The following is a 26,972-nucleotide window of genomic DNA, read 5'->3' on the forward strand; positions in this document are numbered from 1 at the left end:
CACCAGTCCGCACACATGAAATCCGACGAGTGGCTCACGCCGCCAGAAATTCTCGCGCGTCTCGGGTCTTTCGATTTGGACCCATGCTCGCCGATCTCTCGGCCTTGGGCTACGGCGCGTGAGCATTTGACTATCCATGATGACGGCCTTACCCGCGCATGGTGTGGCCGTGTCTGGTGCAATCCGCCCTTTGGCCGTGAGGCGGTCAAATGGTTGCGCCGGATGGCCGACCACGGCGACGGAATTGCGTTGGTGCCGGCCCGGACGGAAACACGCATGTTCTTCGAATGCGTTTGGGGAGTAGCCGACGCTGTCTTGTTCCTTTCCGGGCGCCCACACTTTCACCGGGTAGACGGCTCCCGCGCGCCGTTTAACTCTGGAGCGCCCATCGCCCTGATCGGTTATGGGGCTGAAAACGCAGAGGTTCTGCATGCCTCTGGGCTCGGGTTTGTCGTGCCGGGAAAAGGGGTGCATCCGTGACGGCGCTTGCTCTCATCACCTGCAACGGTAAGACGATCCGCGTCAACCCGCTCTTGCACCCTGACCAGCTTTGCTACGGCCAACGGTGCTACCTACGCATGCCGGGCGTGTGCCGCAACCTGGCCGACACCGTCGTTCCCTGTCACTCCAATCAGCTCCGGCACGGCAAGGGCAAGGGTTTGAAGGCTGACGACGCCATGACGGTGCCGGGCTGCTTCTGGTGTCACTTTCAGCTAGATCAAGGCGCGCTGTTCACCTACGCCGAGAAGCTGCACTTCTTCTACCTAGCAATGTGTCGCTGGGCTCCATTCCGTCAGGCGATGTACGGCGTGCCGGCGCTGCCCTGCCTGGAGGCTCTGCAATGAGCGTCGAGGCAATTTCCTGGGCTCTGAAACAGCGCGTAGGGCGTTCGTCGACGAAACACGTGCTCACCCTCATGGCGAACTGCGCCAGCGCGCCTGCGCACCGCTGCTACACGTCCATGGCCTATCTGGTCGAGGCATCTGAGCTGGACCGCAAGACGGTGATCGCGTCGATCCAGAAGCTGGAAGAGATGGGTTTGATCTCCGATGCGGGCGAGCGGACCGGCAAGACGGGCCAGATCGTCGTCTACCAGCTGCACCTTGAAGCTGTGGATAACCCGTCCGAAGGGTCCCAAAAACGGAAGGGTTCCGAAAACGGAACAGTTCCAAAAACGGACGGAAAGGGTGCCGAAAACGGCGGCAAAGGGTCCCAAAAACGGACGGAAACAGTCCCAAAAACGGGACACGTAACAGAAGGAACAAAAGAAGAACAGAAAGGAACCAAGGCGCGCGCGAAGCGCGCCAAGGTGAGTGTCGACCTTCCGGACTGGATGCCAGAGAAATCTTGGCAGGACTGGTTGGACCATCGGGCTGAGATGAAGGCGCCTTTCACGCAACGTGCGGCCGAGCTGTCGATCACGGTGCTTGAACGTCTCCGGGATGAAGGTCACGACCCTGTCGCTGTGATCGACCAGAGCGTGCTGCGGGGCTGGACGGGGCTTTTCCCGATCCGCGCCCAGCAAGGCCCCCATGGCGGGCAGGAGCCCCAGCCTGCGGGCGTGCCATCGATCTGGTGGGAAAGCAACGAGGCCATCAAAGCGAAGGGCGACAGCCTCGGCGTGGCGGAGAACCCGGGCGAGCCCGCCCGCCGCTACATGTACCGCGTCTTCAAGGCAGCAGGTCCCGGCCCATGGGTTGAGCGTGAGCTGGCTGCGGCGTCACGCATGAACGAATTCGAGTACGAGCGGGTTTTCGCCTACTTCATGGGTGAGAAGCCAGCCAAGGTGAGCGACATCGCGAGCGGCGGCAACCAACAGGGGAGGGGAGCATGAAGGCAATTCGGCATTGGGCGAAAGCGATCGTGATGGATGCGGTGTGCTTCGGGCTGCTGGCGGCCGGCGCGTCCGGTGAGGTCGCTTGGGCAATGAACGTCTTTCTGTTCTGGGCGTGGCTCCTAGCGGTCGCGAGCGTACTCGCCGGCCTATTCGGAAATCGGACGTGGTTTCCCTCCTACCAGCCTGCTGGCATGCGGGCATATCACACGGTGACCACCTTGGCCCTGATCTCTGTGCTTGCGGGGCTGGGGATGACGGCGTTGGCCGCGTTCCAGTTCCTCGGTATGGCCGGGATGCTCGCCGCTCGGTCGCGCGAGCCCAAGGAGGAATTGGCAACGGGTGAGGGGCGGTGATGGCAAATGCGAATGGACGGGCAGTACCGGCACGAGTGCGAAGTGCGACAGGTAGCGAAGTGGCCGGTGCCGCGGATCGTGGCGTACCTGCAAGACGTGGAAAAGCACCGGGGGCGCAAGGCGGCGGAACGTCTCCAAGCGGACATTCGAGTGCTACGTCGGCAAAACGCAGCAAATACGGGAACCGGCGCGTTGAATACAAAGGCATGACGTTTGACAGCGTGCGCGAGTTTCGCCGCTATCAAGGCCTGGAGGTATTGCAGGCACGCGGCGACATCAGCCAACTGCGATGCCAGGTGAGCTTTGAGATCGCACCGGGGGTTGTGATAAACGGCCGCCGCCGCCCGCCGCTCCGATACGTGGCCGATTTTGTCTACCTGGAGAGTGGTGCCGCCAAGGAGACGATCGAGGACGTCAAAGGGAAGGTAACTGAAGGCTATCGAATTAAGCGCCATCTGATGGCTGCGCTTGGGTTTGTGATCAAGGAGATCCGCTGATGGCTGGGAGAAAGAGGGGAGCCCACGCTGTGGGCAGCATGGAGGAGCGAATCTTGGCGCTCGTGAACGGGAATGTCGGCATCACGCGTACGCGTAGCCAAATGGCAAAGGTGCTCCGTTGTCCGGTCGATGAGATGCGCGGCCCATTGGATGCGCTTGTCGCGCGCGGTTTGATCACCCGCACCAGCATTGGGTCAAATCTCGTCTTTTCGGCGAAACGAGATCGTACTGACAGCGTTGCCGCGCGAATCGTCGGTAAAGGCGAGCTGAAGGGCGATTACAACGGCGCGCAGCGGCATTGGAGCCTGTGCTTGGAGGCCCGTCGGTGATTCACCCTAGCTACATGTACCGGATGACTCCCGAGGAAATTGCGATTCGCCATGAGCAGGAGCGCGCCAGGGCAGATCAAGCCTGCGGGAACTGCTCCCACCGGTCTCCTTTCGAGGTTGATGGCGAGCGCGCAAGGGTATGCAAATTCAAGCGGCGAACATATGGGTTCCGCTGCGATCTGTTTGAGAGGGAAAAGGCATGACGCAAGACGAAAGCCTGCAGATCGAAGAGTTGCTCGCGGTCTGGTACGCATGGCAGTCGGCATGGACGCCAGCGCTCGGGGCCGGGCGGGTCGACCCATCTTGCCGAGGATTTCAGTCGGCGTGGAAGCAGTGGTTGACTCAGGACGAGCGCCGAGAACTGGAACGAATCGAAGCAGAAAAGAGGGTAGCCGAGCAGGTGGATGTCTGTGTCAGTGGCTTGGTAGATTGGAAACATCGTGCTGCGATCCAAGTGCACATGAAAAACAAAACGTCTGGCGCAATGGTTTTTCGTTCCCCCCGGCTTGCGGGGCGAGATCACGAGCTATACCAAGCCGCTAAGGTGATTTTGTATTCCACCCTGAAAGGTCGCGGCTTGATGAGGACGGAGCAAAATTTTCTGGGGAAAGGCGTTGCGGAGTGTTGACGTCCCAAATTCATTCCGATAGTCTTGACCACGTCGGGGGCAAGGTGCCTCCAAAAAAAGCCCGCTAGGTTAGCTCCTCGCGGGCTTTTTGCATTGGAGCCCGCCATGTTTTTGCCGATGTATTGCTTTTTGGCTTGGGGCGTCTGGGTGCGAGCGTTCTGCGGTTTCTCATCCTGAGGGCAGCCATTTGAGCGAAGCGGAAGAGTGCCAGCGTGGCTGGGCAATTGGGCACGCGCTGCCAACGGCTTGTCCGTTTCGCTGAAATCCGGCTGTCTCCTCTCAGGTCCCGCCTGGGTTTGCGCTCTTCGGGGCGCCTTCTTATTTCCTCATGCTCGACATTTCTGTTCGCTTTGACGTGAAGGCTCTCCAGAAGAGCTTGGACGCCATCGCGAGCAAGCAGTTGCCATACGCGACGGCGCAGGCGATCAATGCCGTCGCCAAGCAAGTTCAATCTGCTCAGCGCGACAACTTGGTCAAGGTGTTGGACAAGCCTACTCCCTTTACGCTGAACTCGATTGCCATCAAGGGTGCAACTAAGAGCAGCCTAACTGCGGTGGTCTACGTCAAGGAAATCGCTGCTGCATATCTTCTTCCGTACGAAGAAGGTGGGCTTAACAAGTTGAATGCGCGCGCATTGATCAAGCCCGTTGATCAGAAGGTCAATCAATACGGCAACCTTCCGCGCACGACCGTTAAGAGATTGGCGTCAAAGAAGGGAGTCTTCATCGGCAAAGTCCAGACGAAGTCCGGCGATGTGGACGGTGTCTGGCGGAGAACAAAGGCAACACGGGGTAAGAAGGCGGGGCTGAGGCTGTTGATCAAGTTTCAAGATGCGCATGAAGCGCGACAGCGTCTTGGGTATCGCGACCTCACGCGAAAGGTTGTCGGTGCATCTTTCAAACGCGAGCTTGGGGCGGCCCTAGCTCGCGCGGTCGCGACTGTTCGAAAGTGATGTGTGGTGCACGGGTCCCTTCCGGACCCTCCTGCATCGGGGGCAATTGCGCACCGCGATATTTCTCTAGCTACACAGTTTTCAAATCTGGGTAACAGGTAACAAATCGCTCATGAAGCAAAGTGCATTCGCAGCGCTCCACGGTGTCAGCCGCAAGACGGTGACAAAGTGGAAGGAGCGCGGCTGGCTTGTGTTTGCGGGCGATGAGGTTGATGTCGAGGCGTCGAATGCGATGCTGAAAAAGTATCGGCGCGATGGCGGCGAAACTGTTACCCACGCCCCCGAAGGTAACAAGCAGGGTAACAAGTCTCGCGCTGTTACCCCGCGAGATGCGCAGGTAACAATCCGTGAAGGTGAGAGTGCTGAACAGGCTGCCGAGCGCATTCTGGTGGCGACCGGCGCGGACATGGATTTTGACGAAGCGCGACGGGTTAAGGAGAACTACCTAGCGCTGAAAGCGCAGCTCGAGTACGACCGTGATGCCGGCCTCGTGGTCGAAGTTGCGGACGTCGCGCGGGCAGTTGGTGAGGAATACGCCAAGGTCCGAACCCGGTTGCTGGCGATTCCCGCCGAACATGCCCCGCGGATTCAGCGTCTGAAATCGGTGCTGGAGGTGCAGGATGCCTTGCAGGAAGTCATTGTTGAAGCCCTGGAGGAGTTGACCCGTGATGGAGTTGGTCGCACCGCCTGACGCGCGGCGGTACGCCAACGGTTATCAAGCGCTTCGTGCCGAGCTGCTGGATGCGCGCAGGCGAAATATTCAGCCGCCCCCCAAACTGACGCTAAGCCAGTGGGCAGCGAAATATGCCGTGCTGTCGCGCGAGACGAGCGCCCAGACGGGGCGCTTCCGTGCCTTCCCGTATCAAAACGGGATCATGGACGCTGTGACCGACCCGACTGTGACTATGATCACGGTCCAGAAGTCGGCTCGGGTTGGCTACACAAAAATCCTCGATCACATCGCGGGTTATTTCATCCATCAGGATCCGTCGCCGATCCTTGTGGTCCAGCCTCGGGTTGAGGACGCAGAGGATTACAGCAGCACTGAAATCGAGCCGATGCTGCGCGACACGCCAGCGATTGCCGAGATTGTCGGTGACCTCAAGAAAAAGGACTCCAAGCAGAAGATTCTGAAGCGGGTCTTTCGTAATGGCGCGTCGATGTCCTTTGTGGGCGCGAACAGCCCGGGCGGCTTTCGCCGCATCACGGCGCGCATCGTCGCATTCGATGAGGTTGATGGCTACCCGGTTCAGGGCGCCGGCAAGGAAGGCGATCAGATCGCCCTCGGTATTAAGCGGACCGAGTCCTTCTGGAACCGCAAGATCATTCTCGGTAGCACGCCGACAGTGAAGGGCTTCAGCCGTATCGAGAAGAGCTTTGCTGAGAGTGACGAGCGTCGCTACTACGTACCGTGCCCGCATTGCGGCGAGTACCAGGTGATCGAGTGGGGTGGTCCAGATACCCCGCACGGGATGAAGTGGGACAAGGACGAGAACGGCAACGGCCTGCCCGACACCGTCTACTACGTTTGCAAGGAAAACGGCTGCGTAATCCACGAGGTCGATAAGCCAGAGATGGTTGAGCGCGGCGAGTGGCGCGCGACGAAGCCATTCAAAGGGCATGCAGGCTTCCATATCTGGGCGGGCTACAGCCTGTTCCCGAACGCCTCCTGGCGCAACCTTGTAGCCGAATGGCTGAAGGTTAAGGATGACCCTCTGGCTCGCCAGACGTTCATCAACCTGGTACTCGGCGAAACCTATGAGGATCGCGGTGACAAGGCGCTGAAGGAAGACCGGCTGGCCGCGCGGGGTGAGGTCTGGCCGGCCGAGGTGCCGGACGGCGTGGCTGTGGTCACGGTAGGGGTTGATACGCAGGATGACCGCTTTGAGATCGAAGTGATCGGGTGGGGGCGAAACGAGGAAAGCTGGTCGATCGCCTACGAAGTCATCGAGGGGGATCTAGAAACGCCTGATCCCTGGGATAGGCTCGATGCGTTTCTCCAACGGATTTGGTACCGCGCAGATGGCCGTGGCTTCGAGGCGATGGCGGTTTGTATGGACTCCGGCGGTCACCACACCCAGAAGGTGTACGACTTTTCGAAGGCGCGTCTTGGCCGCAAGGTGTGGGCGGTCAAGGGCGAATCGGCCATCGGTGGCAAACGCAGCCCGGTATGGCCGACCAAAAAGCCGACGCGGCGCACCAAGGCATCGTTCCGTCCCGTCATCGTTGGTGTGAATGCGGCAAAGGATTCCATTCGATCCCGGCTGCATTTAGAGAAGACGGGACCCGGATACATGCACTTTCCTGCGGATCGTGACATTAACTACTACGCCCAGCTGACGTCAGAGCGCTCGATCGTGAAGATTGCCAACGGTCAGAAGTACCGGGTTTGGGAGTTGCCGCCAGGGCGCGCCAATGAGGCGCTCGATTGCCGTGTCTATGGCTATGCGGCGCTGTGTGGCCTTCTGCATCTGGGGTTGAAGCTCAACCAACGGGCCGAAGACATTGCTGCCCCAGTCGAAATCGAAGTAGGACTGCCGACGGGAGAAGTTGATGCCGCGGAGGACGAAAAGCCGGCCTGGGTACCGGGCCTGCAGTCGGCGCCGACTGTAATTACGCAGCCCGTAAAGAAGTCTCTCGCCAGTCGCCTGGCATAGATAGGAGTTTGTTTTGGCATTTGACCCGGGTTCCAGCATCTTCGCCGGCATGTCCACGGCCGCGCTGCAGGCTGCTCTGGCCAATGCACAACAGGCATATCTTGATCTGTCGACAGGCGCCAAGGTTGTCACGGCCTCCTATGCGCAGGGTGACGGCGCCAAGTCGGTCACTTATACGCAGGCAAACGTCGGCGCTCTGGTTGCGCTGATCAAGGAGTTGCAGGTGCAGCTCGGCATCGTTCAACGTGGGCGGCGTCCCGTCCGCTTCAACTTCCGCTGATGGACAATCCAGTTCAAATTCTCGACGCGTCGGGCAAGCCTATCGAGCAGGGGCGGAGCCGTGCGTCGATGCTGGTGGGCGCGGGCAACATTCCATACGATGCCGCCGACGTCTATGGCGGCCACATGGCCGAATGGCGTCCGTACTTGTGGTCGCCGGACGGCGAACTCAACATGTACCGCGACCGGATCGTGTCGCGTGTACGCGACCTGGTCCGCAATGACGGATGGGCCTCTGCAGCTGTTACCCGAACGCTGGACAACGTCATCGGTGCCGACTTCCGGCCGATTGCGAAGCCGGATTACTTGGCGCTCCAGTCTTATAGCGGGATTAAAGGGTTTGATCACGTGTGGGCTGACGAGTTCGGTCAGGCCATTGAGGCCAGCTGGCGCACATGGTCGAACGATCCGGGACGCTATTGCGACGCCCAGCGAAATCTCACAGTGGCGCAGATGATGCGACTAGCCTTCCGCCACAAGGTGGTCGATGGCGACGCGTTGGCTATGCTTCTATGGCTTCCTGAACGTGTTGGGCCTGGGCGCGCGCTATATGCCACGACGCTGCAAATCATCGATCCGGATCGACTTTCGAATCCGCAGCAACGATTTGATCAGCAGGTCATGCGAGGTGGTGTCGAGGTGGATGAGTATGGTGCCGCTGTTGCCTACCATATCCGGCGCGCGCACCAAGGTGACTGGTTCAATGCTGCGCAGGCCGTGCACTGGGACCGCGTCCCGCGTGAGACCGATTGGGGGCGTCCAATCATTGTGCACGACTACGATCACGACCGTGCAGCACAGCATCGTGGCGGTGCCGGCATTTTGACGCCGGTTTTGCAGCGGCTCAAGATGCTGATCAAGTACGACGGCACCGAGCTGGACGCGGCCATCATTAATGCAATCTTCGGCGCCTACATCCAGAGCCCGTACGATCCGGCTCTCGTGGAAGAGGCACTGGGCGACGGCAAGGAACTGAACGCGTACCAGCAGGAGCGCGTCGCCTTCCATAACGAACGCAGGATCTCGCTGGGCGAAGCCAGGATGCCTATCCTTTTCCCTGGCGAGAGCATTAATACCGTATCGGCGCAGCGCCCCAACAGCAACTTTGCAGAGTTCGAGGCAGCGATGCTTCGTAACGTTGCAGCGGGAACAGGAACGTCGACACAACAAATCAGCCAGAACTGGTCTGACGTGAACTACTCCTCCTATCGCGCAGCGATGCTTGAGGCGTGGAAGACATTCGGCCGTCGGCGCAGCGATTTTGCCCATGGTTTTGGTCAGCCGATCTACAGCGCGTTCCTGGAGGAGGCGATGGAGGTCGATAGCTTGCCGCTTCCAGCGGGGGCGCCCAGCTTCATGGAGTGTCGCGTTGCCTATTCACGTGCGAAGTGGATGGGGCCTGGCCGTGGGTATGTGGATCCAGTTAAAGAGAAGCAGGGCGCCATCCTTGGCATGGATGCATGTCTGTCGACGCTTGAAGATGAGGCGGCCGAACTGGCCGGCGCTGACTGGCGCGAAAAAGTTGGCCAGCGCGCCATCGAAATTGCACGCTTCAAGGAACATGGCATCCCGTTGCCCAAGTGGGCGTCAGGGGAGGACGCATCGCAAACCATCACGGAGCCTAGCGCGGCATGAATCATATTTTGTCCCGGCTCGGGCAGCGGATGTTCAATACGCCGGTGGCCATCCATCCGCGCAAGGCTGAAATCGTCATCGCAGCGCTGGCAGACCGGCTTGGCATTGGGCAGATCATGCGCCTCGATGGCACCCAGATTGCGCCGATGGCCATCGAGGACGGCGAATACGGGTTTGCCGAGCCTGGCCGAAACCCCCGCAAGGGATATGACGTGGTCGGCGGGGTCGCCTTGGTGGAGGTGCAGGGTACCCTCGTGCAGAAGCTTGGAACCCTTCGACCATACAGCGGTATGACCGGCTACGACGGTATCCGGCAGAACTTCCTGATGGCACTGACAGATCCGGAGGTAGAGGCAATTGTCCTCGATGTGGACTCTCCGGGTGGGGAGGTCGCTGGTTGTTTTGACCTGGTGGACACGATCTATGGTGCACGCGGGACAAAGCCGATCTGGTCCATCCTCAACGAATCCGCATATTCGGCAGGCTACGCGATCGCCAGCGCCGCCGATCGGGTCTTGGTGCCGCGCACAGGTGGTGTCGGCAGCATTGGCGTGATTTGCGCGCACGTGGACCTGTCAAAGGCTCTGACCACGGCAGGCGTGAAAGTGACCTTTATTACGTATGGGGACCGCAAGGCGGATGGCCATGCGGAAATCCCGCTGTCCGAGGAGGCGCTCGCGCGATTCCAGGCGGATATTGATTCGATGGGCGAGCTGTTCGTGAACACCGTCGCCCGCAACCGGAATATCTCGGCCGCCACGGTTCGGGATACGCAAGCCGCGACATACCTGGGCGCCAACGGCGTAGCCCTCGGTCTCGCGGATGAAGTGGCGGCCCCTGATGCCGCGTTTCGGGCCCTGCTAAGCACGCTGGCCTAAACCAATCTCATAGGACATCTGTATGAAACTCTCGAAGCTCGCGAGCGCGGCGTCGTTCGCCCATCTGCTCGGTCTTGCTGCCGCCAAGGCGGAGGACGATGAAGACAAAAAGGACAAGGATCAGGCCAAGCGCGCCGAAGAGGATGAGGACGACAAGCAGCGCGCGGATGAGTCGGACGAGGAGTATGCCAAGCGCATGGAAGAAAAAGACGACAAGGACGAAGACGAGCGCGCCGAAGAAGTCGATCCCGATGAGGAAGACAAGGACGACAAGGGCGACGCAAAGAAGGCCAAAAAAGCCAAGCGCGCTGAAGACGACAGCGACGATGACGGCGAATCGGCCAAGGCTGAGCGCGCGCGCTGCGCGAAGATCATCGCGCACGGCATCGCCCATGGCTGCGTGCGCCAAGCTGGTGTTTTCGCTTTCGATACCAGCATGACCGCGGCTCAAGCTATTCGTGCTCTGGAGGCTTCTGCGGCCGATGGGATGTCTCGTGCGTCTGGGTTGCGCGAGCGCATGGCAAGCGTGAAGGTCCCGAACGTAGGCGCCGACGGCGGCGCGCAGGCGCTCGATCCCAACGATCCCAAAGCCAAGGCCATGGCGATCGTTGCGGCCGGGAAGAAGCGCCGCGGCGAAGTTTAACCCCCCCCAAAGTCCTTAGAGGATCACTACCATGACTCTGACGGTCAATTCCCTGGGGGACAATCCCCAGCAGCCCGGCATCTACGCTGAAACCTACATCCCGGATCAGCTGATCGCGGGCAACATGAAGCTGGTAACTGCGAACGGTGTTCTCGGTTCCGGTACTCTGCAGCGCGGTGCAATTTTGGGCCAGCAAACCGGTACGGTTGTATCGGCCGCTGGCACGAATACCGGCAACGGCACGATCGGCTCCATTTCGAAGGGCGCTGCCGTGCAGGCTGGCGTCTACACGCTTGTGGCGACCAGCGCTACGAACTTCACGGTCGCTGGACCGGATGGCCTAGCTTTGCCGAATGCGACCGTCGGTACCGCCTACGTCGGCGCCGACCTCAACTTCACCATCACCGCGGGTGGTACGGCGTTTGCGGCCGGTGACGAGTTCACGGTCACGGTACCGTCCGGCAACTACGTGCTGTCGAAGACGACGGCTCAAGACGGCAGTCAGGTTCCGTGCGCGATCCTTGCTGACTATGCAGATGCGAGCGGTGGCGCAGTGGCCATCGGTGTGTATCTGATGGGCGAGTTCAACGTGAACGCAATCCAGCCCGATGCCAGTTGGGGCGCCAACTCTGCCGCATGGGGACCGACTCTCACGCAGATGCTGCGCCAGTTTGGCATCTTCCTGAAACCGGTGCAGACCGCAACCGACCCCACCTAACCGGACCTCCTCCATCGAGAGCCCCGCTTCGGCGGGGTTTTTCTTTTGGTGGGTGTCGAACGCAATCGGAGCCCTGAATGACTACCACGAACAACACGTTCATTTACGACACAAACACCCTGATTCAGGTCGTACCGAACCTGAAACGGGCGCAGAAGTTTCTGCTCGACAAGTTCTTCCCGAACATTGTCATGTCGGATTCGGAATATGTCTCGATCGACGTCGATGTCGGCATTCGCCGCATGGCGCCGTTCGTCTCTCCTCTGGTCGAAGGCAAGCTTGTCGAGCAGCGCCGCATTCAGACGAACGTCTTCAAGCCGGCCTACATCAAGGACAAGCGCGCTCCAGATCTTCGCAAGCCCGTTCGTCGCATGATCGGTGAGCGGATCGGCGGGGACCTCAGCGGTGCTGAGCGCGAAATGGCCAATCTCGAATTCGAGATGAGCGACCAAATCGACATGATCGACCGCCGCCTCGAGTGGATGGCTGCGCAGGCCTTGAACGGCGCGACGGTCACCATCGCTGGCGACGGATTTCCGACTGTCGTCGTCGATTTCGGTCGCGACGCAAGCCTTTCCATCGCGCTGTCCGGCGGCAACCAGTGGGGTCAGAACGGGGTGGTGCCGTCCAGCAGCATCGAGAACTGGGGCCACCTGATGCTAAAGAAGTCGGGTGGTGTGGCGACCGACCTGGTGTTCACCACCACCCCCTGGGAACTGTTCATTCAGGATCCGGTGGTTAAGCAGACGATCTGGTATCCCGGCAATGGTGGCCAAGGCAACACCGTGAATGTCGGCGCGCAGATCCAGCGCGGTGCCCAGTACAAGGGCCGTTGGGGCCAGTACGACCTGTGGGTCTACAACGACTGGTATGTCGACCCCGTGACCAACGTGGAAACGCCGATGTTGGCGGACGGTACCGTGCTGATGAGTGGTGCCGATCTGATGGGGACTCGCGCGTTCGGCCAGATCATGGATCCGGCCTTCAACTACACCGCGCTGCCGTACGCGCCGAAGACCTGGGTGGAGAACGACCCGGCGCAGCGGGTCATCCTGATGCAGTCGTCGCCGATCGTCATCCCGAGCCGTGTTAATGCGTCGCTTTCCGCGACCGTCTGCGCTGCGGTGGTGAACTGATGGCTAAGGCGATCACAGCAATCGTGGCGCCCGGAAGGACCGTCTATACCGAGGCGGTTCAGGCGAAGGTCTGGGACGCAGAAGCGAAGCGGGAAGTAGACGTTGTCAAGGCCGCAGGTCCCAAGGGGCCTGGTGAGGCTGTTTCGCTCCCGGAGAATGAGGTCAAACGTCTCCGGGCGCTCGGCTTCCTCCTCGCACCGAATGCCGAGCCGGCTCCGCCGACGGCGCCCGGGCCTTCCTTCGACTTCAACGAAGGACCGCAGGTCAAGGTGGCCTAAGAGATGGTGAACTGGGATGCGTTGGTTCTACGGCCTCTGATGGGCGTTTTCGGGGAATCGGTGACCTACAGGCCCGCCTCTGGCGGGTCTTTTGTTATTACCGGTGTCTTTGATGACGCTTACCTGAAAGAGGTCATGTTCGAGGATGCATCCACGGGCGTGACCGAGATCAGCGCGGTCCTTGGCGTCCAGGTCTCCCAGTTCGCCGCTCCACCGGTTCAGAACGATCAACTGTCAGTGGCGAGCGTCAATACGACGTACGTCGTGCGGGAAGCGCGTCCAGATAGTCATGGCGGCATGAAGCTCCTACTGAGCAAAGTGAGTTCACCATGACCACGTCCGCAGATCTGCGCGCTCTATTCGTCAGCGCTTTGAAAGGCGCGACGAGCGCCGGCCAATCGGTGTATTCGCCATTCGATTGGCCGACGTCGCCAACGTCATATCCGCTGATCCTTGTGCATGCGAGGAAGGAGCGGAAGGTGTCGCTGGGGCCGAACGTTCCTGAGTTCGACGTCTACACCAGGGTCGAGATCCTCGCCAGGACGAAATCGCCAGCGCAGGTCGGTGATGCAGGATCCGCAACGGCCCTAGCTGCAGCAGAACTGCTGAAGGCGCAAATCGAGACCACCTTGATCAACAACCCTTCGATCTGGCAGGACCCAGCCGGCGGACAACGCATCGAGCAATTCACGTCGATGGAATCGGACATAGACACCAGTTCCGAAGGCGACATGCCGATGGCTGAACTGGTGATGCACATCGAGGTGAAGTTCTATCAGGGCCCCGAGTTGTTCTATCCGATCGCGACTGTGCCGTTGCAGACCGTCAATGCTCACGTCGACACCGCATCGCCTTTCGATCCGAGCGGCACTTATCCAAATCCGCCTTTCCCAGCATCAGTCAATCCCGCACCGCGCACCGCTGGGCCTGATGGCCGGGATGAAGGCGCGCTGACGATCACGCTTCCCCAATAGGAGCACACCCCATGAAGGTCTACCCAAGTCCAGGGCTCTCCGTGCGAGACCCGGCGACGATGAATTTGCTCGATGAAAACGGGCTCGAAGTCGCTGACGGCGATCTCTATTGGGATCGCCTGCTGCGTGACAAGGACGTAACGCTGACGCCTCCGGCGAAGGCCAAGCCCACTACCGGGGGTGACAAGCAATGACGATTCCATTCAAGCAGATCCCGCAGAACCTCCGTGTGCCGCTGTTCTACGCGGAGGTTGACAACAGCCAAGCGAACACCGCAACGGCCAATCAGCGTGCGTTGATCATCGGCCAGATCACCTCGGCCGGCACGGCCACCCCGAACGTGCCGATCATCTCGCAAGGCGTCGCCGATGCGAAAACGCAAGGCGGCCAGGGCTCGATGCTGGCGCAGATGACCTACACATATCGCCAGAACGACACTTTCGGCGAGGTGTGGTATCTGCCGCTGGCAGATGACCCGGCCGCAACGGCTGCGACGGGTTCGATCGCATTCACCTCTGCGCCGACAGCGAGCGGCGCGCTCTCCCTCTATATTGGCGGCATGCTGGTGACGACCGCTGTTACGGCGAGCATGACGACTGCCCAGGTGGCGACGGCGGTTGCGGCGGCGATCAATGCGATCAACGACCTGGCGGTGACCGCAACGGCGAGCACTTCGACCGTGACCATCACGGCCAAGAACAAGGGTTTGGCCGGCAACGACATCGACATCCGCGCGAACTACCGCGGCGTCGCGGGCGGCGAGTCGACGCCCGCAGGCCTTGCGTTCACCATCACCGCCATGGCAAGCGGCGCCACCAATCCGAGCTTGACCACGGGATTGGCGAACCTGCAGAGCATGCCGTTCGACTTTATCGTCTGCCCCTACACGGACACGACGTCGTTGAACGCGCTGCAATCGTTCCTGAATGACACCACAGGGCGTTGGTCCTGGAGCGTCCAAGTCTACGGGCACTGCTTCTTCGCTTACCGTGGTACGTCGGCTGCGCTGACGACGTTCGGCTTGACGCGCAACAACCAGCACGAATCGTGCATGGGCTTCTACGATTCGCCCACGCCGGTCTGGAAGTGGGCCGCAGCTTTCGCAGCTGCTTCGGCGGTGAGTCTACGCGCTGACCCGGGTGTGCCGCTGCAAACTCTCGCGCTGGCGGACGTGTTGGCTCCGCCGCTTGCATCGCAGTTTTCGCTGTCGCAGCGCAATACCAACCTGTACGACGGGATTTCCACCTTCACGGTGGGTACCGACGGCACAGTGCGTATCGAAAACGCGATCACGACCTACCAGCAAAACGCTTTTGGTCAGCCGGACAACTCGTATCTCGAAATCGAGACGATGTTCCTCCTGGCGTTCGTGCTGCGTTCGATGGCGACTCTGGTCACTTCGAAGTATGCGCGGGTGAAGCTGGCGGCCGACGGCACTCGTTTCGCCCCCGGCTCGAACATCGTCACGCCGAGCATGATTCGCGCCGATCTCATCGCCGCGTATCAGACCCTCGAATACAACGGCTACGTCCAAAACAGCCAGGCATTCGCGCAAGCCATCATCGTCCAGCAAAACGCGAGCAATCCGAACCGCGTGGATGTTCTCTGGCCTGGCACGCTGATCAACCAACTGCGCATCTTCGCGCTGCTGGCCCAGTTCCGCCTCAGCTAATCGAATAGGCCGCCCCCGCGCGGCCACTCTATCTGGAGGGCCAGATGGCCGATACCACCAACCGCTTGGCCGGGATTGCATTTATCTCGGTCGACGGGCAGAGCTACATGCTCCAAGCCGACCTCACATATCGCGTTTCGAAGATCGAGCGCGAATCGCTGATCGGGCAGGACACCGTCCATGGCTACAGCGAGAAGCCGTCGACCGGGATGATCTCCGCAACGCTGCGCGACGCCAAGAACCTGAGCGTTGCCTCGATTAACGCGATGACGAACTCGACCGTCGTGCTGCAGTTGGCGAACGGCAAGACGATCATCGGCCGCAACATGTGGACGGTCGATGTCCAGGAAGTTAAGACTGCTGAGGCCACGCTCGAAGTGAAGTGGGAAGGCCCGAGCGTCACGGAGGCATGACATGTCGCAGCCCGAAGAAAAGCTTCTGAAGCTCCGCAAGCCGGTCACGATCGGCAGCGGCGAGGGTGCCATGACGTACGACTCGCTCAATCTCCGCGAGCCGACCGCCGGCGAACTCGACAAGGCCATGGCGGCATCCAGCAACATCGGCATCGGGATCATGCTGATCCACCTGGTGGCAGGGGTGCCGAAGATCGCCGTTGAAAAGCTGTGCCAACGTGATTTTACGGAGGCCAACGAGTACCTCGGGGGTTTTACCGACGATGGCCCGACGGCTGCGGAAGCGTAGTTGCTGACGTCACGCATTTTTTCCGCTGGGGGCCAGAAGATGCGTGGCGATTGAGCCTGTCCCGCCTGGAATGGTGGATGGAGCAGGCGATGCGGATCAAAAAACTGATGGAGCAGTGAATGGCGGCTGGTTCGACGTTTCAGGTCACGATCTCTGCGGTCGACAAGGCCACGGCCTCGATCCGGAAGATCAAGGCCTCGATCGCGAACGTCACGAAGCCGGCCACTGATCTCAAGGCATCGTTCTCCGCCTTGGGTAAGGAGGCCGGCCTCGACCGCGTAGCAAAGGGCATCAAGTCCATCGGCGGAGCAGCTCAAGATGCGGCCCGACAGGTTGCATCGGTGCTGACCCCGCTCGCTGCAATTGCAGGGATTGGCTCCGTCGCAGGGATTGCTCTACTCGCCAACGAGTGGGGCAAGATGGGGATGGAGGTCTCGAAGACTTCGGCCGTCCTCGGTGTTTCAGCGGACGAACTTCAAGCCTATCGCGGAGCGGCGAAGCTCGCGGGACTTTCCGCTGATGACATGACAAGCAGCCTCAAAAGCTTGGGGCGAACCATCGAAGACGCGACCTTCGGACGTAACCAAGACGCGTTGGTCATGATGCAGAAGTTCGGGATCCGTCTGCACAAGACGAAAGACGGTGCGGTTGATGCGACCCGGGCGCTGCATGACGTAGCCAATGCGATCGTCGCTCAGAAAGGAAACGTGCAGGCCCAAGCGCTCATAGCGGGAACGTTCGGCGTTGAATCTCTCCTGCCACTCCTTCAGGAGGGCGGAAAGGGCATAGATGAATTCGTGCGCAAGGCCCGTTCTATGGGACTTGTGTTCGACGACAAAGAGATCGCGAAGGGAAAGCGATTCAACGAGAACATGCTCCGGTTGGAGGCTTCGGCTACGCGGCTGAAATACTCATTTGGGGAAGCGCTCGCGCCCGCCGTTGAGACGGTTTTGAACGTCATCGGGCGACTTGTCGACAAGTATGGCGACATGGTCGCAACCAAGGTTGCAGAATACGCCGAGAAGTTCGCGAAGTGGATCGAGAAGGTTGATTGGGAGAAAACCACCAATCAGATCGGCAAATTCGTTGATGCCATTGGCGGAGTTAAGGGGATTGCTATTGCAATCGCCGCGATCTCGTTCGCCGGCCCCATCGCCAGCGTGCTGAGTTTGATCGCCAATCTGACGCTACTGACCTCCACAACGGTGCCCGCAGCGGTGACGGCGCTAGCGCGGCTTGCCGGCGGACCCGTTATGGCGGCTGTGCTGGCATTGCTGCACTCAAAGGACCTCAATACAGGTGAGGCCGACTACTTGGCGGATCACCAGGCGACCGCAGGAGAGCCGTGGAAGGGTGATCCGATTGGAGATCGGCGTCGTGCCGGAGCGGCGGATGATCCTCAAACGGCGGGCGTTGTCGCCAAGCTACAGGCTATGGGCTGGTCCAAGGAGGCAGCCGCGGGTTTGGCGGCGAATTTCTGGAAGGAAAGCCTCTTCAATCCTAAGGCAGTCGGCGACAACGGGCACGCCTACGGCATCGGCCAATGGCATGAAGACCGGCAATACGAGTTCAAGAAGCTGACGGGCGCGGACATTCGCGGGTCGACGCTAGAACAGCAGTTGCAGTTTGCTGACTATGAACTGCGGCAGGGTAAAGAGCAGGCTGCCGGCCGCGCGCTCCAAGGGGCCAAGACGGCCCAAGAAGCCGGGGCCATCGTTTCGCGCCTGTATGAGCGGCCCGCTGATGCAGCCGGAGAGGCTGCGCAGCGCGGTCAAATGGCAGCCGCCATCGACCAGAAGCTGCAAATTGACGTGCAAGTGCACAACGCCCCTCCGGGTACTCGAGCGACGGCCAGCGTGCGTGGCAATGGCGCTTCGGGTGCGCGAGTCAGTACCTCGAACGTTACCGGACCCCAAGCATGAGTTTTTCCGCGCAAGTAGGAAATGCCGTCGGAAGCATCGCGGGCGTTGCAAAGACCGTCAGCGAGCTGACGAGTCTTTTCAGCGGGAGCGGATACTGGAGCCAGCTCCGTCCGGCCAGCTACAACGGCATCCCCTTTGCGGTGCTATCGGAAACCGGGCGATTTGGACGGCGCTCTGTCGTCCATGAGTACCCGAACAAGGAAACGATGCCCTGGATTGAGGATCTGGGGCTGCAAACCAACGTTTTTCGCATCTCTGGCTTCCTCGTCGAGAACAGCCTTGTTTATGGTGGAGGGCCAGTCCTTGACCAGCGTGACCGGCTTCTGAAGGCCATTCAAGGTGGCGCGACTGGCAGTACCAAGGCACCAGGCCTTGGCACGCTCGTGCATCCGACGTTTGGTACGCTCAAAGCGAACTGCATGGAGGTGGAGTTTGGAACTTCCTGGGATCGTGGGCGCGTTGTCGAAGTCCGGTTCGTTTTCGTCCGTGGAGGCGATCGTCTCTATCCAGAGGCTAAAAAGCCCACGGCGAGTGCGGTTGAGAGCGCTGCCTCGGACCTGAACGCATCGACGCTGATGAGCTTCGCCAAGCGTATCGCTAGCGTTGTATCGGCTGGGGCTCAGGTTGTTCAGTCGGCTGTGTCTACTGTCGTAGGCTGGTATCAGTCCGTCACCACATTGATCCACGACGTAAGGCGGTTCTGGAACTCTGTCTCTACGTTGGCCGGGAATTTCGGACGCCTATTCGGCGGCGGAAATGAGGGGTATGCAGGCTCCAACCCGAAGGCTGCGAGCACGGCGACAGTGGCGAGCCTGATCTCGGCCGATACGCTCAATCGGGCAGCCGTTGCAACTGCTGGCAGCGCGCTCTCCGCGGCGGCGTCAAATGTGGGTGCCGATCAGGCGACATTCGCAGCGGCGGCGCAGAGTGTTGTGTCCGCCCTTGCAGCATCGGCATCGTCGCCGGCAGATGCAATTCGTCTTCTCTCGTCGCTTCTCAGCTATGTTCCGGCACCCGTTGTGGGCGCATTGCAGATTGCTGTTGCGCAGACGACCATGCAGGCGGCCTGCGCTGACCTGCTTCGGCGCTCGACGGTGTCGCAAATTGCGGTATCGGCAACCGGGTATCAGCCGGTGTCGGCCGATGATGCATCCAACGTTCGGGACAGCATTGCCGCGCTACTCGACAACGAGATCACGATTGCTGCAAATCAGGGTGAGGATGGCGTCTACATGTCTCTGAGGAGCCTGCGGCAGGCCGTGGTTGCGGACCTGGATGCGCGCGGGTCAGGGTTGGCGTCGGTGCAGGTGTTCAGCTTCGCCAGCACGTTGCCGGCGCTCGCTTTAGCAAACCGCATCTACAGAGATGCGACGCGAAGCGACGAGCTGGTATCGCAGGCCAATCCTATCCACCCGGCATTCATGCCAGTGAAGTTCTCTGCGCTCTCAAACTAAGCGATGCAGGACGACGGAATCTATCTATCGGTCGAGGGCAACATGCTGTCCGGCTGGACGAGCTTGCGGTGCACGCGTGGCATTGAGCGATTCCCGAGCGACTTCGAAATCGGGATGACGGAGTTGTTCCCCGGGCAGGCCAATGACTTTGTTGTGCAGGAGGGCGACGAATGCATCCTGTCGCTCGGCGCTGATCCGGTCATCACCGGCTATGTGGACCGAGTTGTGCCGTCGATCAGCGCCAACATGCACGAGATTCGTGTAACCGGTCGCGGCAAGTGCCAGGATCTGCTCGATTGCGCTGCCGAGTGGCCAAACGGACAGATCAGCAATTGCACGGCGCTCGATATAGCAACCAAACTTGCTGTCCCATACGGCATTACCGTCAATTCGGATGTGACGGGGCTGCCCATCATCCCGCAGCAGAACATCATGCTGGGCGAAACCGCATACGAGATCATCGAGCGGTCGGCCCGGTTTAGTGCGCTGCTGGTGTATGAGAACGCGGACGGGACGCTGGAACTCACCCGTGCGGGCACCGAGGCCATGGCCAGCGGTGTTCAAGAGGGCGTCAACATGGAAAGCGCGGCAGTCGAGCGCTCCATGGATCAGCGTTTTTCCGAGATCATCTGCGTCATGGTCGGCACCAACAACCTGCTGGACCTGAACGCTGTCAATGCACCGGCATTCACGGCCAAAGACCCAAACGTTCCCCGGCACCGCCGACGCATCATCATTGCCGAAGCGGGGGAACTTGGGTGGAGCATCGGAAAACAGCGTGCGATATGGGAGGTTGCTCGCCGTAGCGGTCGGTCGGAGGTGGTCCATCTGACCGTCGACAACTGGCGAGACGTTGCAGGGAACGTGTGGCAGCCTAACCGTCTCATTGACGTCTTGATTCCGTCCTTGAAGGTGTCAGGCGACCAGGCCGGGACGGTGCCAGTGCGCTACCTGATTTCCGAGGTGACGTATCACCTCGGGCTCGATGGCACGCACGCAGAACTCACCTTGATGGCGCCGGAGGCGTTTTTGCCGCAGCCAGTGCTTATCCAGCCGCAGTTTGGCGACGTCATCGGAACTGTCCCTCAGCAATGACCGATCAGCATGGAATTTTGGAGCGCGTCGCTCGACGCGTTCTGCTTTCGCTCGCCCGCGCGTTGGTGACAACCGTCAACGATTCCGGCGGCGTGCAGATGATGCAGGTGAAGCTGAACCCACTGGAGACACGGGATAACACGCCACGGGTTGCGGAATTTGGCCTGACGTCCAACCCGCCTACGGGGTCTGACGCGTTTGTCGTCTTCCTGGGAGGGGACCGCTCGAATGGGGTGGTGCTTGGCACGGTTCATCAGCCGTCGAGGCCGAAGAACTTGGCGGCGGGCGAAACAATGATCTACAGCCAAGACGGCAAGCAGATCTATTTGACTGCCTCGGGCGGAATCTTCGTGAAGGCGAACGGGCAGCCAGTCGAGGTGGATAACGCGACGGTGGTAACGATCAACGCCGCCACGAAGGTCCGTATGGTGACGCCGAAGCTTGAGTGCACTGGGGACATCGTCGACAACTGCGATACGACCGGCCGAAGCATGGCCGCAGACCGACTCATCTACGACAGTCACACCCACCCCGTCCGCAACGTTCAGGGTGGCGGGTCAACTGTCACGTCTGACGCTCCAAACCAACAGCAATGACCGACACGACAACGATCTGGGACACCGCGAATAGCCGCGGTGACTGGAGCATGACGGGCGCGTTGCTGACCACCGGCAACGATATTGAAACCGCGCTACTGATCTCACTGTTCACCGATCGCCAGGCGGAACCAGAGGATGTGATTCCGGACGGCACAAACGATCCTCGCGGATGGTGGGGTGACGAGTTCAGCACGGTCAAGCTGGGCTCGCGCCTGTGGTTGCTGAACAGATCGAAGCAGACTCAAGAAACGCTGCAACGCGCCTATGACTACATCGTCGAGGCGCTGCAATGGATGATCGATGACGGTGTGGTGGCGAAGTTCGACGTCTATGTCGAGTGGACGGCCGCGGGCCAGCTCGGCGCACAGGTCGTCGCGTACAAACAGGATGGCTCCACGGTTGCGAAAGCGTACTCGTGGGCATGGAACGGGATTAACTGATGCCATTTGCTCGGCCTTTACTGACCGATCTTCAGACGCAAGTCGCCTCTGACATCGCATCCAGCGTTCCCGGTTCGGATCCGCTGCTGCGCGTTGCCAACCTGCGCATCACCGGGAATGTCCAGGCTGGTCTCGCGCACCTCCACTATGGCTATCTGGACTGGATCGCAAAGCAGGCGGTGCCGTGGACGGCCACGGATGAATACCTGGAAGCATGGGGCGCGCTGAAGAGCGTATATCGCAAGCAGGCCACTTCGGCTACCGGGAATGTCACCTTTTCGGGCGCCTCCGGAACGATCCCAGCAGGCACCACGGTGGTTCGTGGTGATGGTGTGACGTACACCACCAACGCCAGCGCAACTGTGTCGGGCAGTTCTGTGACGGTGGCGGTCACTGCTGTCGCGGCCGGCTCAGCCGGAAACTGCGTGAGCGGTACGGCCATGTCGCTGGGCGTCGCCATCACCGGTATCCAGTCGGGCGGAACCGCAACGGGAGCAATCAGCGGCGGCGCCGATGTAGAGACCAACACCGCATTCAGTGCGCGGGTCATCTCTGCATTTCAGACGGCCCCGCAAGGGGGGGCGAAGGGTGATTACCAAACTTGGGCGCTCGCCGTCGCGGGTGTAACACGCGCATGGGTTGCGCCAAATGGGTTCGGCACCGGGACCGTAGTCGTCTACTTCATGATGGACAACGCGGAAGCAGCGTTCAATGGATTCCCGCAGGGTTCGAACGGCGTCTCGCAATACGACCAAGGGCCGGGAGGCGTGCCACGCGGTGTGGTGGCGACAGGCGACCAACTCATGCTCGCCAATGCGCTCATCTCGCTCCAGCCCGTCACCGCGCTTGTCTACGCGTGCGCGCCGATCGCGAACACGGTCAACTTTACGATTTCTGGCTTGACGTCGTCGACCACGGCTACCCGTGCCGCCATCGCGGCGGCAATTTCAGGAGTGTTCCTCTCGAATGGCTCGCCAGGTGGGACGATCAATCTTTCCGCCATTGAGTCGGCCATTGCGGCTATCCCGAACACCTCTGGGTTTGTCATCACTTCACCGGTGGGCAACATCACGAATGCAACGGGGAATATCCCTGTGCTCGGCTCCGTGACTTACGTTTGAGGTGAGGGATGCTAGCGCCAAATCTCACCTCTGCCGATTATCTCCGAGCCTTCCAAGCGCTGATGCCGCGTGGTCGCGTCTGGCCTCGCGATCAAGATGCGGTCCAGACTCAGGTGTTCTCGGGACTGACCCAGGTCTACGGCCGACAGACCGCGCGTTCCAATTACCTGCTGGTTGATTCGTTTCCCGGTACGACTTACGAATTGCTCCCCGAGTGGGAGTCCACTCTCGGCCTGCCCGACCCGTGTGCCGGTGAATCCCCAACAGTGCAGCAAAGGCGCGCGCAGGTTGTTGCGCGCCTCGCAAACTCAGGTGGCCAGTCTGCGGCCTACTACATCGGGTTTGCGGCCAAGTTGGGCTATGGAATCACGATCACCAACTTTGCTCCGTTCCGTTGCGGGCAGAGCACGGCGGGCCAGCAGCTCGGAACTGCCGACTGGTTCTTCACCTGGGCGGTCAATGCGCCGCTCAATACCGTGGTTCGCTTTGCCGCGGGCCAATCTGCTGCTGGCGAGCCCTTGGCTAGCTGGAATAACACCGTCCTCCAGTGTGAGCTGAGCGCCATCGCGCCAGCGCACACAGTCCTGCAGTTCCGATACTCGTAAGGAAATCCATGTATCAGATTGATAACTCGACGGCTGCGACAACGCAGCCGGCGTCGACTGCTGCCGGTACTGCTGGCTTCTTCACGGATGGGAACCCGGCTACGAGCACGCCCGCGACCATCGTTCCGGCAGAATGGCTCAACGCCGTGATGATGGAATTGGCAAACGTCGTGACCGGCGCGGGCTTGACGCTTGCAAAGAACCAATTCAATCAAGTCCTCTCGGCGATTAAGCGCCTCGGGCAATCGACCGTCATCCTGACGGATACCGGTTCGGCAAATGCCTACACCGCCACCAACGCGATCCCTCTTGTATCCGGGACTTGGGTTGATGGCGTTATCCAACAGGTCAAGATCGCTCATGCGAACACCGGAGCTTCTACCTATGCGCCCGATGGTTTGACGGCAATCCCGATCTATGGCCTCGGTTTGCAGCCTTTGCAAGGGGGTGAGCTGGCGTTGAATGGAACGGCAGTCTTGATGCGCCTCACAATCCCAGGGGTAAATAGCGGCAACCCGATCGCGGTTCTCATGGAATGTGCCGGGGGGGCGCAACAGTTGGCGCCGGCGACGGCCAGCCAACATGGTGTCCAGTTCGGACAGGTCTCAGGCGTTGTGGGTACCGTCCGCAACCTGAAGATGTCGGTAGCGGCTGCCTCGGCCTCGGCCACTATGACGGCAGACGAGATCGTTGTTGAATCTGCGCTGGGGGGGCTGCGGTATTGTCTCGCCAGCTTCAACAAGACGATCAACCTCGGGACGGTAGGCGCCGGCGGCATGGACGTCGGCACTGCGCCGGTGAGCGGCTACGTAGCGCTCTACGCCATTTACAATCCGACCACGAGTACCGCGGCGCTGCTGGCCACGAATGCTACGTCGGCAGTCGCCCCGCACGTGTACGGCGGCGCCAACATGCCTTCCGGCTACACCGCTTCGGCGCTGGTGAGCGTGTGGCCGACGAACGGCAGCAGCCAGTTCGTGCAGGCAGTCCAACGCGATCGCCGCATTTCGCTTGTGAGTGCCGGCGGCTTCACCACCGCGACGACGGCGGCAAGCTGGACGTCGATCGCAATCGGCGGCATTCCACAGAACGCCGTGCGCGTAAGCGGCAACATTTCGTCTCTCACCAGCGTGGCGAGCGTTACCCAGCTGTTCCAGGTGGCGAGCGATGCGAACGGGGCCGGGGCGAAGTCCAACGTCAGCACGACGGTGGTGGCCAGTAACGGCACGAGCATGCCGTTCGATCTGGACATCTACACCGCGCAAACCGCTTGGTACAAGGCAAGTAACCCGTCCGGAACGCCATCGTTCTCGATGATTGTCGCGGCCTACGACATCTGAGGTTGAAAATGACGACCCTGATTTACTCGCAATACACGGATGCAAAGAAAACCGCTCTGCAAGCGTATTTCGGGGTCGCCACCGACCCAAACCATTTTCCCCAAGATCCGACGAATTTTCCCAACCAGTGCGTCGTCGCGTCTGATGATCCGCTTTACGTGGCCTACTACAACTCAATGCCGGCGTGGCTGACGTCCAACTGGGTGACGCCGGGCACGTGAAGTTCGGTCAGAACCGGTACCGCAGCATGATCAGGTCGACCGAGTGCCACACAGGAGGCGCAAGGTTCGAGCTGCTCGGCTTCATGAAGAAGTGCTGATAGGCGATTGACAGCTGGCCATACGCAACGGAGGCGCCAACGACCGTGCCAAAGCGCCATCCGTCTTGATTTGATCCGCTTAGATTCTGCGGGTCAGCGGTCTGGCTGTAGCGGATGTCGCTCACGTCGATCGACCACGTAGATTTGTAGAGCGTCGGCCCGAACTGAACGCCAAACCGCCATTTGCCGTAATCGTAGTGGGGCTCCAGTGCGAGCATGAAAGCCTGCGCGTGCCCGCTGCCGACGTACTTGGCCAGAGGCAGACACTGACCGTTGCAGCTCTTCATCGCGGTGTTGTAGTTGGCGTCCAGCGGTACGGCCATGGCTGTTGTCTTGACCGAGCCGAGCCATGCCCAATCGGCGTGCCAGTCGACGCCCCATGAGCCACGTTGATAGATGGGCCCGGTGAAGCCCACTTCGAAGGCAGGCACTTCCAGCCGCATCTGATGCGGGAAAGGCTGCTGGAAGTAGAGCCCGTCGGGGCCTTTGCTGTAGAGGGAGGCGCCGATGCCAACTTCAGGCCGGATCCAGTCCTGAGCGCTGGCGCCAGATGCTGCCAGCAGTGTGCACAGCGCTACGGCTGCGGCTCTCCATCCGGAGCCAAATCGATGACCGCGCCGACCTGGCGCATGCGCTGTAGCACGCGCTCGATGGCTTTGTCGTCCAGTTCGAGACGGGCGATTGCGAAGAACAGCATATGCATGCCCATGTCTCGCCGATTCGCTGGATCCTCGGACAGATAGCGGCGCCACTGGCGGCCGTTGGCTAGGCCGAAGAGATCGGCCATCTCGCCACTGCTCTTGCCCAGATCGACCTTGAGTCGCTCCAGTTCGGCGGGGGTGGGCGGTTTGTAGTGCACTGTATTCCTTAATGGCGCGAAAAAGCGCACGAAGAAAGTTCTTCATGGTGGCGTTCCTTTCGGAGTGTCGAACCACGCGGAATGCGCGGCTCAGTGATTAGCATCGTAGTACCCAAAGGGTACGCAGTCAAGAACATTAAACCAGCCCGCTGCGAGCGGGCTTTTTCTTTCCCCGGGGGTATGAATGTCCGAACCAATAAGCGGCAGCGCAGCAGCAGGGGCAGCGGGTGCCGCGGCTTTCAAAGCCTTGGGCGGCCCGGCCGCCGTGGCGGGAGGTGCGAGCGTGCTTGCGACGATTGTGGTGATGGTGATGACGCTGCCTAAGAATCGCGGTGAATGGGCAGTCGCTTTGATCTCGACGGTGGTGGCCAGCCTTTGCGGCGGCGCTGCGGCGATCCAGTATTTCGGGCTTGCCTCATGGATGACCACGACCAACGGGGCCATGGCGTTGGGTGGCATCTACTTTTCGTGTGGGCTGCCTGGCTGGACGATCGTGCGCTGGGTGTTCAACTTCCTGAACAAGCGCAAGGACAAAGACCTGCCAGAGATCGTTGCCGAGCTGGCAGACGACGCCCGCCAGATCGCAGCAGGGGCGAAAAATGGCTGATCAGATGAAAACGTCGGCCGCCGGCATCGCGCTGATCAAGAGTTTCGAGAAATGCCGGCTTGTTGCTTATCGCGATGCCGTTGGCGTTCTCACGATCGGATGGGGCCACACCGGCAACGTGTGGCTCGGAATGGTCGTCACGCAGGAGCAGGCCGATGCTCTGCTAGCAGCAGACCTGCAGCGTTTCGAAAAGGGAGTCTCCGCGCTGCTTGGGGTTCCCGTCACGCAAGGCCAGTTCGACGCCCTCGTGTCATTTGCCTTCAACTGCGGGCTCGGGAATCTTGGCTCATCGACGCTTCTGCGCAAGCTGAACGCAGGAGATGCGCAAGGCGCTGCTTCTGAGTTCCCGCGCTGGAACAAGGCTGGCGGCGCTGTCCTGCGCGGCCTGACGCTACGACGCGAGGCGGAACAGAAGCTGTTTATGTCCTGAGCGATAAACGACC

General features: G+C 60.5%; 36 protein-coding genes and 1 pseudogene. 35 read left to right on the top strand and 2 right to left on the bottom strand.

All coding sequences use genetic code 11. The annotated features are described in order from the left end of the window. Positions 1–15 precede the first annotated feature (15 nt). From M1D44_RS05475 to M1D44_RS05635, 33 genes and pseudogenes are all read left to right on the top strand, one after another. Positions 16–480 carry a DNA N-6-adenine-methyltransferase gene (locus tag M1D44_RS05475; protein WP_439004572.1) on the top strand — a complete coding sequence of 155 codons (465 nt, stop codon included), beginning with the start codon at positions 16–18 and terminating at the stop codon, positions 478–480. Next, on the top strand, positions 477–845 hold the full coding sequence (locus M1D44_RS05480; protein WP_439004535.1) for a nuclease domain-containing protein: 369 nt from the start codon (positions 477–479) through the stop codon (positions 843–845). Before M1D44_RS05475 ends, M1D44_RS05480 begins: the two co-directional genes overlap by 4 nt. Beyond that, positions 842–1,834, top strand: coding sequence for a helix-turn-helix domain-containing protein (locus tag M1D44_RS05485; protein ID WP_439004536.1), 993 nt, complete (start codon positions 842–844; stop codon positions 1,832–1,834). The genes M1D44_RS05480 and M1D44_RS05485 overlap by 4 nt, the downstream gene beginning before the upstream one ends. Next, on the top strand, positions 1,831–2,190 hold the full coding sequence (locus tag M1D44_RS05490; RefSeq protein ID WP_439004537.1) for a hypothetical protein: 360 nt from the start codon (positions 1,831–1,833) through the stop codon (positions 2,188–2,190). Before M1D44_RS05485 ends, M1D44_RS05490 begins: the two co-directional genes overlap by 4 nt. 12 nt (positions 2,191–2,202) lie before the next feature. Further along, positions 2,203–2,292: pseudogene (locus M1D44_RS05495) on the top strand (hypothetical protein); the annotation flags it as partial. Further along, positions 2,250–2,687 carry a DUF1064 domain-containing protein gene (locus tag M1D44_RS05500; RefSeq protein WP_439004538.1) on the top strand — a complete coding sequence of 146 codons (438 nt, stop codon included), beginning with the start codon at positions 2,250–2,252 and terminating at the stop codon, positions 2,685–2,687. The pseudogene M1D44_RS05495 and the gene M1D44_RS05500, both read left to right, overlap by 43 nt. 53 nt (positions 2,688–2,740) lie before the next feature. Next, positions 2,741–3,016: a hypothetical protein gene (locus tag M1D44_RS05505; protein WP_439004539.1), complete on the top strand. Its 276-nt coding sequence runs from the start codon at positions 2,741–2,743 to the stop codon at positions 3,014–3,016. A gap of 199 nt (positions 3,017–3,215) precedes the next feature. After that, positions 3,216–3,644 carry a hypothetical protein gene (locus tag M1D44_RS05510; RefSeq protein ID WP_439004540.1) on the top strand — a complete coding sequence of 143 codons (429 nt, stop codon included), beginning with the start codon at positions 3,216–3,218 and terminating at the stop codon, positions 3,642–3,644. Between the two features lie 328 nt (positions 3,645–3,972). After that, positions 3,973–4,596 carry a hypothetical protein gene (locus M1D44_RS05515; protein WP_439004541.1) on the top strand — a complete coding sequence of 208 codons (624 nt, stop codon included), beginning with the start codon at positions 3,973–3,975 and terminating at the stop codon, positions 4,594–4,596. Between the two features lie 112 nt (positions 4,597–4,708). Continuing rightward, positions 4,709–5,287 carry a hypothetical protein gene (locus tag M1D44_RS05520; protein WP_439004542.1) on the top strand — a complete coding sequence of 193 codons (579 nt, stop codon included), beginning with the start codon at positions 4,709–4,711 and terminating at the stop codon, positions 5,285–5,287. Further along, a complete protein-coding gene (locus tag M1D44_RS05525; RefSeq protein WP_439004573.1) occupies positions 5,265–7,253 on the top strand; it encodes a phage terminase large subunit family protein in 1,989 nt (662 codons plus the stop codon). Before M1D44_RS05520 ends, M1D44_RS05525 begins: the two co-directional genes overlap by 23 nt. A gap of 13 nt (positions 7,254–7,266) precedes the next feature. Next, positions 7,267–7,533 carry a gpW family head-tail joining protein gene (gene gpW, locus M1D44_RS05530; RefSeq protein WP_439004543.1) on the top strand — a complete coding sequence of 89 codons (267 nt, stop codon included), beginning with the start codon at positions 7,267–7,269 and terminating at the stop codon, positions 7,531–7,533. Then, a complete protein-coding gene (locus M1D44_RS05535; RefSeq protein ID WP_439004544.1) occupies positions 7,533–9,167 on the top strand; it encodes a phage portal protein in 1,635 nt (544 codons plus the stop codon). The genes gpW and M1D44_RS05535 overlap by 1 nt, the downstream gene beginning before the upstream one ends. Then, positions 9,164–10,045 carry a S49 family peptidase gene (locus tag M1D44_RS05540; protein ID WP_439004545.1) on the top strand — a complete coding sequence of 294 codons (882 nt, stop codon included), beginning with the start codon at positions 9,164–9,166 and terminating at the stop codon, positions 10,043–10,045. The genes M1D44_RS05535 and M1D44_RS05540 overlap by 4 nt, the downstream gene beginning before the upstream one ends. A gap of 22 nt (positions 10,046–10,067) precedes the next feature. After that, complete coding sequence (locus M1D44_RS05545) at positions 10,068–10,688, top strand: hypothetical protein (protein ID WP_439004546.1); 621 nt, start codon at positions 10,068–10,070, stop codon at positions 10,686–10,688. 31 nt (positions 10,689–10,719) lie between these two features. Continuing rightward, the gene (locus M1D44_RS05550; protein WP_439004547.1) at positions 10,720–11,406 is read left to right on the top strand and encodes a hypothetical protein; all 687 of its coding nucleotides are present in this window, start codon (positions 10,720–10,722) and stop codon (positions 11,404–11,406) included. Positions 11,407–11,483: 77 nt separating this feature from the next. Next, a complete protein-coding gene (locus M1D44_RS05555) occupies positions 11,484–12,542 on the top strand; it encodes a major capsid protein (RefSeq protein ID WP_439004548.1) in 1,059 nt (352 codons plus the stop codon). Then, positions 12,542–12,820, top strand: coding sequence for a hypothetical protein (locus M1D44_RS05560; RefSeq protein ID WP_439004549.1), 279 nt, complete (start codon positions 12,542–12,544; stop codon positions 12,818–12,820). Before M1D44_RS05555 ends, M1D44_RS05560 begins: the two co-directional genes overlap by 1 nt. Before the next feature lie 3 nt (positions 12,821–12,823). Continuing rightward, positions 12,824–13,153 carry a head-tail joining protein gene (locus M1D44_RS05565; protein ID WP_439004550.1) on the top strand — a complete coding sequence of 110 codons (330 nt, stop codon included), beginning with the start codon at positions 12,824–12,826 and terminating at the stop codon, positions 13,151–13,153. Beyond that, positions 13,150–13,794, top strand: a complete 645-nt coding sequence (locus M1D44_RS05570) for an ABC transporter permease (protein ID WP_439004551.1) — start codon at positions 13,150–13,152, stop codon at positions 13,792–13,794. The genes M1D44_RS05565 and M1D44_RS05570 overlap by 4 nt, the downstream gene beginning before the upstream one ends. 11 nt (positions 13,795–13,805) lie before the next feature. Further along, the gene (locus M1D44_RS05575; RefSeq protein WP_439004552.1) at positions 13,806–13,988 is read left to right on the top strand and encodes a DUF2635 domain-containing protein; all 183 of its coding nucleotides are present in this window, start codon (positions 13,806–13,808) and stop codon (positions 13,986–13,988) included. Continuing rightward, on the top strand, positions 13,985–15,466 hold the full coding sequence (locus M1D44_RS05580) for a phage tail sheath subtilisin-like domain-containing protein (protein ID WP_439004553.1): 1,482 nt from the start codon (positions 13,985–13,987) through the stop codon (positions 15,464–15,466). Before M1D44_RS05575 ends, M1D44_RS05580 begins: the two co-directional genes overlap by 4 nt. 44 nt (positions 15,467–15,510) lie before the next feature. After that, on the top strand, positions 15,511–15,879 hold the full coding sequence (locus M1D44_RS05585; protein WP_413410764.1) for a phage tail tube protein: 369 nt from the start codon (positions 15,511–15,513) through the stop codon (positions 15,877–15,879). Position 15,880: 1 nt separating this feature from the next. Next, positions 15,881–16,168: a phage tail assembly protein gene (locus tag M1D44_RS05590; protein WP_439004554.1), complete on the top strand. Its 288-nt coding sequence runs from the start codon at positions 15,881–15,883 to the stop codon at positions 16,166–16,168. Positions 16,169–16,287: 119 nt separating this feature from the next. Continuing rightward, on the top strand, positions 16,288–18,090 hold the full coding sequence (locus M1D44_RS05595) for a phage tail tip lysozyme (RefSeq protein ID WP_439004555.1): 1,803 nt from the start codon (positions 16,288–16,290) through the stop codon (positions 18,088–18,090). Continuing rightward, positions 18,087–19,544: a DNA circularization protein gene (locus tag M1D44_RS05600; protein ID WP_439004556.1), complete on the top strand. Its 1,458-nt coding sequence runs from the start codon at positions 18,087–18,089 to the stop codon at positions 19,542–19,544. The genes M1D44_RS05595 and M1D44_RS05600 overlap by 4 nt, the downstream gene beginning before the upstream one ends. 3 nt (positions 19,545–19,547) lie before the next feature. Next, positions 19,548–20,639: a phage baseplate assembly protein gene (locus M1D44_RS05605; RefSeq protein WP_439004557.1), complete on the top strand. Its 1,092-nt coding sequence runs from the start codon at positions 19,548–19,550 to the stop codon at positions 20,637–20,639. Then, on the top strand, positions 20,636–21,235 hold the full coding sequence (locus M1D44_RS05610; RefSeq protein WP_439004558.1) for a phage baseplate assembly protein V: 600 nt from the start codon (positions 20,636–20,638) through the stop codon (positions 21,233–21,235). The genes M1D44_RS05605 and M1D44_RS05610 overlap by 4 nt, the downstream gene beginning before the upstream one ends. After that, positions 21,232–21,678: a phage GP46 family protein gene (locus M1D44_RS05615; protein ID WP_439004559.1), complete on the top strand. Its 447-nt coding sequence runs from the start codon at positions 21,232–21,234 to the stop codon at positions 21,676–21,678. Before M1D44_RS05610 ends, M1D44_RS05615 begins: the two co-directional genes overlap by 4 nt. Then, complete coding sequence (locus M1D44_RS05620; RefSeq protein ID WP_439004560.1) at positions 21,678–22,799, top strand: baseplate J/gp47 family protein; 1,122 nt, start codon at positions 21,678–21,680, stop codon at positions 22,797–22,799. Before M1D44_RS05615 ends, M1D44_RS05620 begins: the two co-directional genes overlap by 1 nt. Positions 22,800–22,807: 8 nt before the next feature. Beyond that, on the top strand, positions 22,808–23,404 hold the full coding sequence (locus M1D44_RS05625) for a YmfQ family protein (protein ID WP_439004561.1): 597 nt from the start codon (positions 22,808–22,810) through the stop codon (positions 23,402–23,404). A gap of 8 nt (positions 23,405–23,412) precedes the next feature. Beyond that, positions 23,413–24,744 carry a hypothetical protein gene (locus tag M1D44_RS05630; RefSeq protein ID WP_439004562.1) on the top strand — a complete coding sequence of 444 codons (1,332 nt, stop codon included), beginning with the start codon at positions 23,413–23,415 and terminating at the stop codon, positions 24,742–24,744. Between the two features lie 8 nt (positions 24,745–24,752). Continuing rightward, positions 24,753–24,965 (top strand): hypothetical protein, encoded by a 213-nt coding sequence (locus M1D44_RS05635; RefSeq protein WP_431068213.1) that lies wholly within the window; start codon positions 24,753–24,755, stop codon positions 24,963–24,965. Positions 24,966–24,972: 7 nt separating this feature from the next. Here the strand turns inward: M1D44_RS05635 and M1D44_RS05640 are convergent, their stop codons facing one another. Both M1D44_RS05640 and M1D44_RS05645 read right to left on the bottom strand, forming a co-directional pair. Next, positions 24,973–25,494: a hypothetical protein gene (locus M1D44_RS05640; RefSeq protein ID WP_439007799.1), complete on the bottom strand. Its 522-nt coding sequence runs from the start codon at positions 25,492–25,494 to the stop codon at positions 24,973–24,975. A gap of 143 nt (positions 25,495–25,637) precedes the next feature. Next, positions 25,638–25,922, bottom strand: a complete 285-nt coding sequence (locus M1D44_RS05645; protein ID WP_439004564.1) for an XRE family transcriptional regulator — start codon at positions 25,920–25,922, stop codon at positions 25,638–25,640. Between the two features lie 184 nt (positions 25,923–26,106). Between M1D44_RS05645 and M1D44_RS05650 the strand changes: the two genes are divergently transcribed. Beyond that, on the top strand, positions 26,107–26,529 hold the full coding sequence (locus M1D44_RS05650; RefSeq protein ID WP_439004565.1) for a hypothetical protein: 423 nt from the start codon (positions 26,107–26,109) through the stop codon (positions 26,527–26,529). Next, positions 26,522–26,959: a lysozyme gene (locus M1D44_RS05655; RefSeq protein ID WP_316854386.1), complete on the top strand. Its 438-nt coding sequence runs from the start codon at positions 26,522–26,524 to the stop codon at positions 26,957–26,959. The genes M1D44_RS05650 and M1D44_RS05655 overlap by 8 nt, the downstream gene beginning before the upstream one ends. The last annotated feature ends 13 nt before the right edge of the window (positions 26,960–26,972 follow it).

It is taken from the genome of Ralstonia sp. SA306, assembly GCF_054792405.1.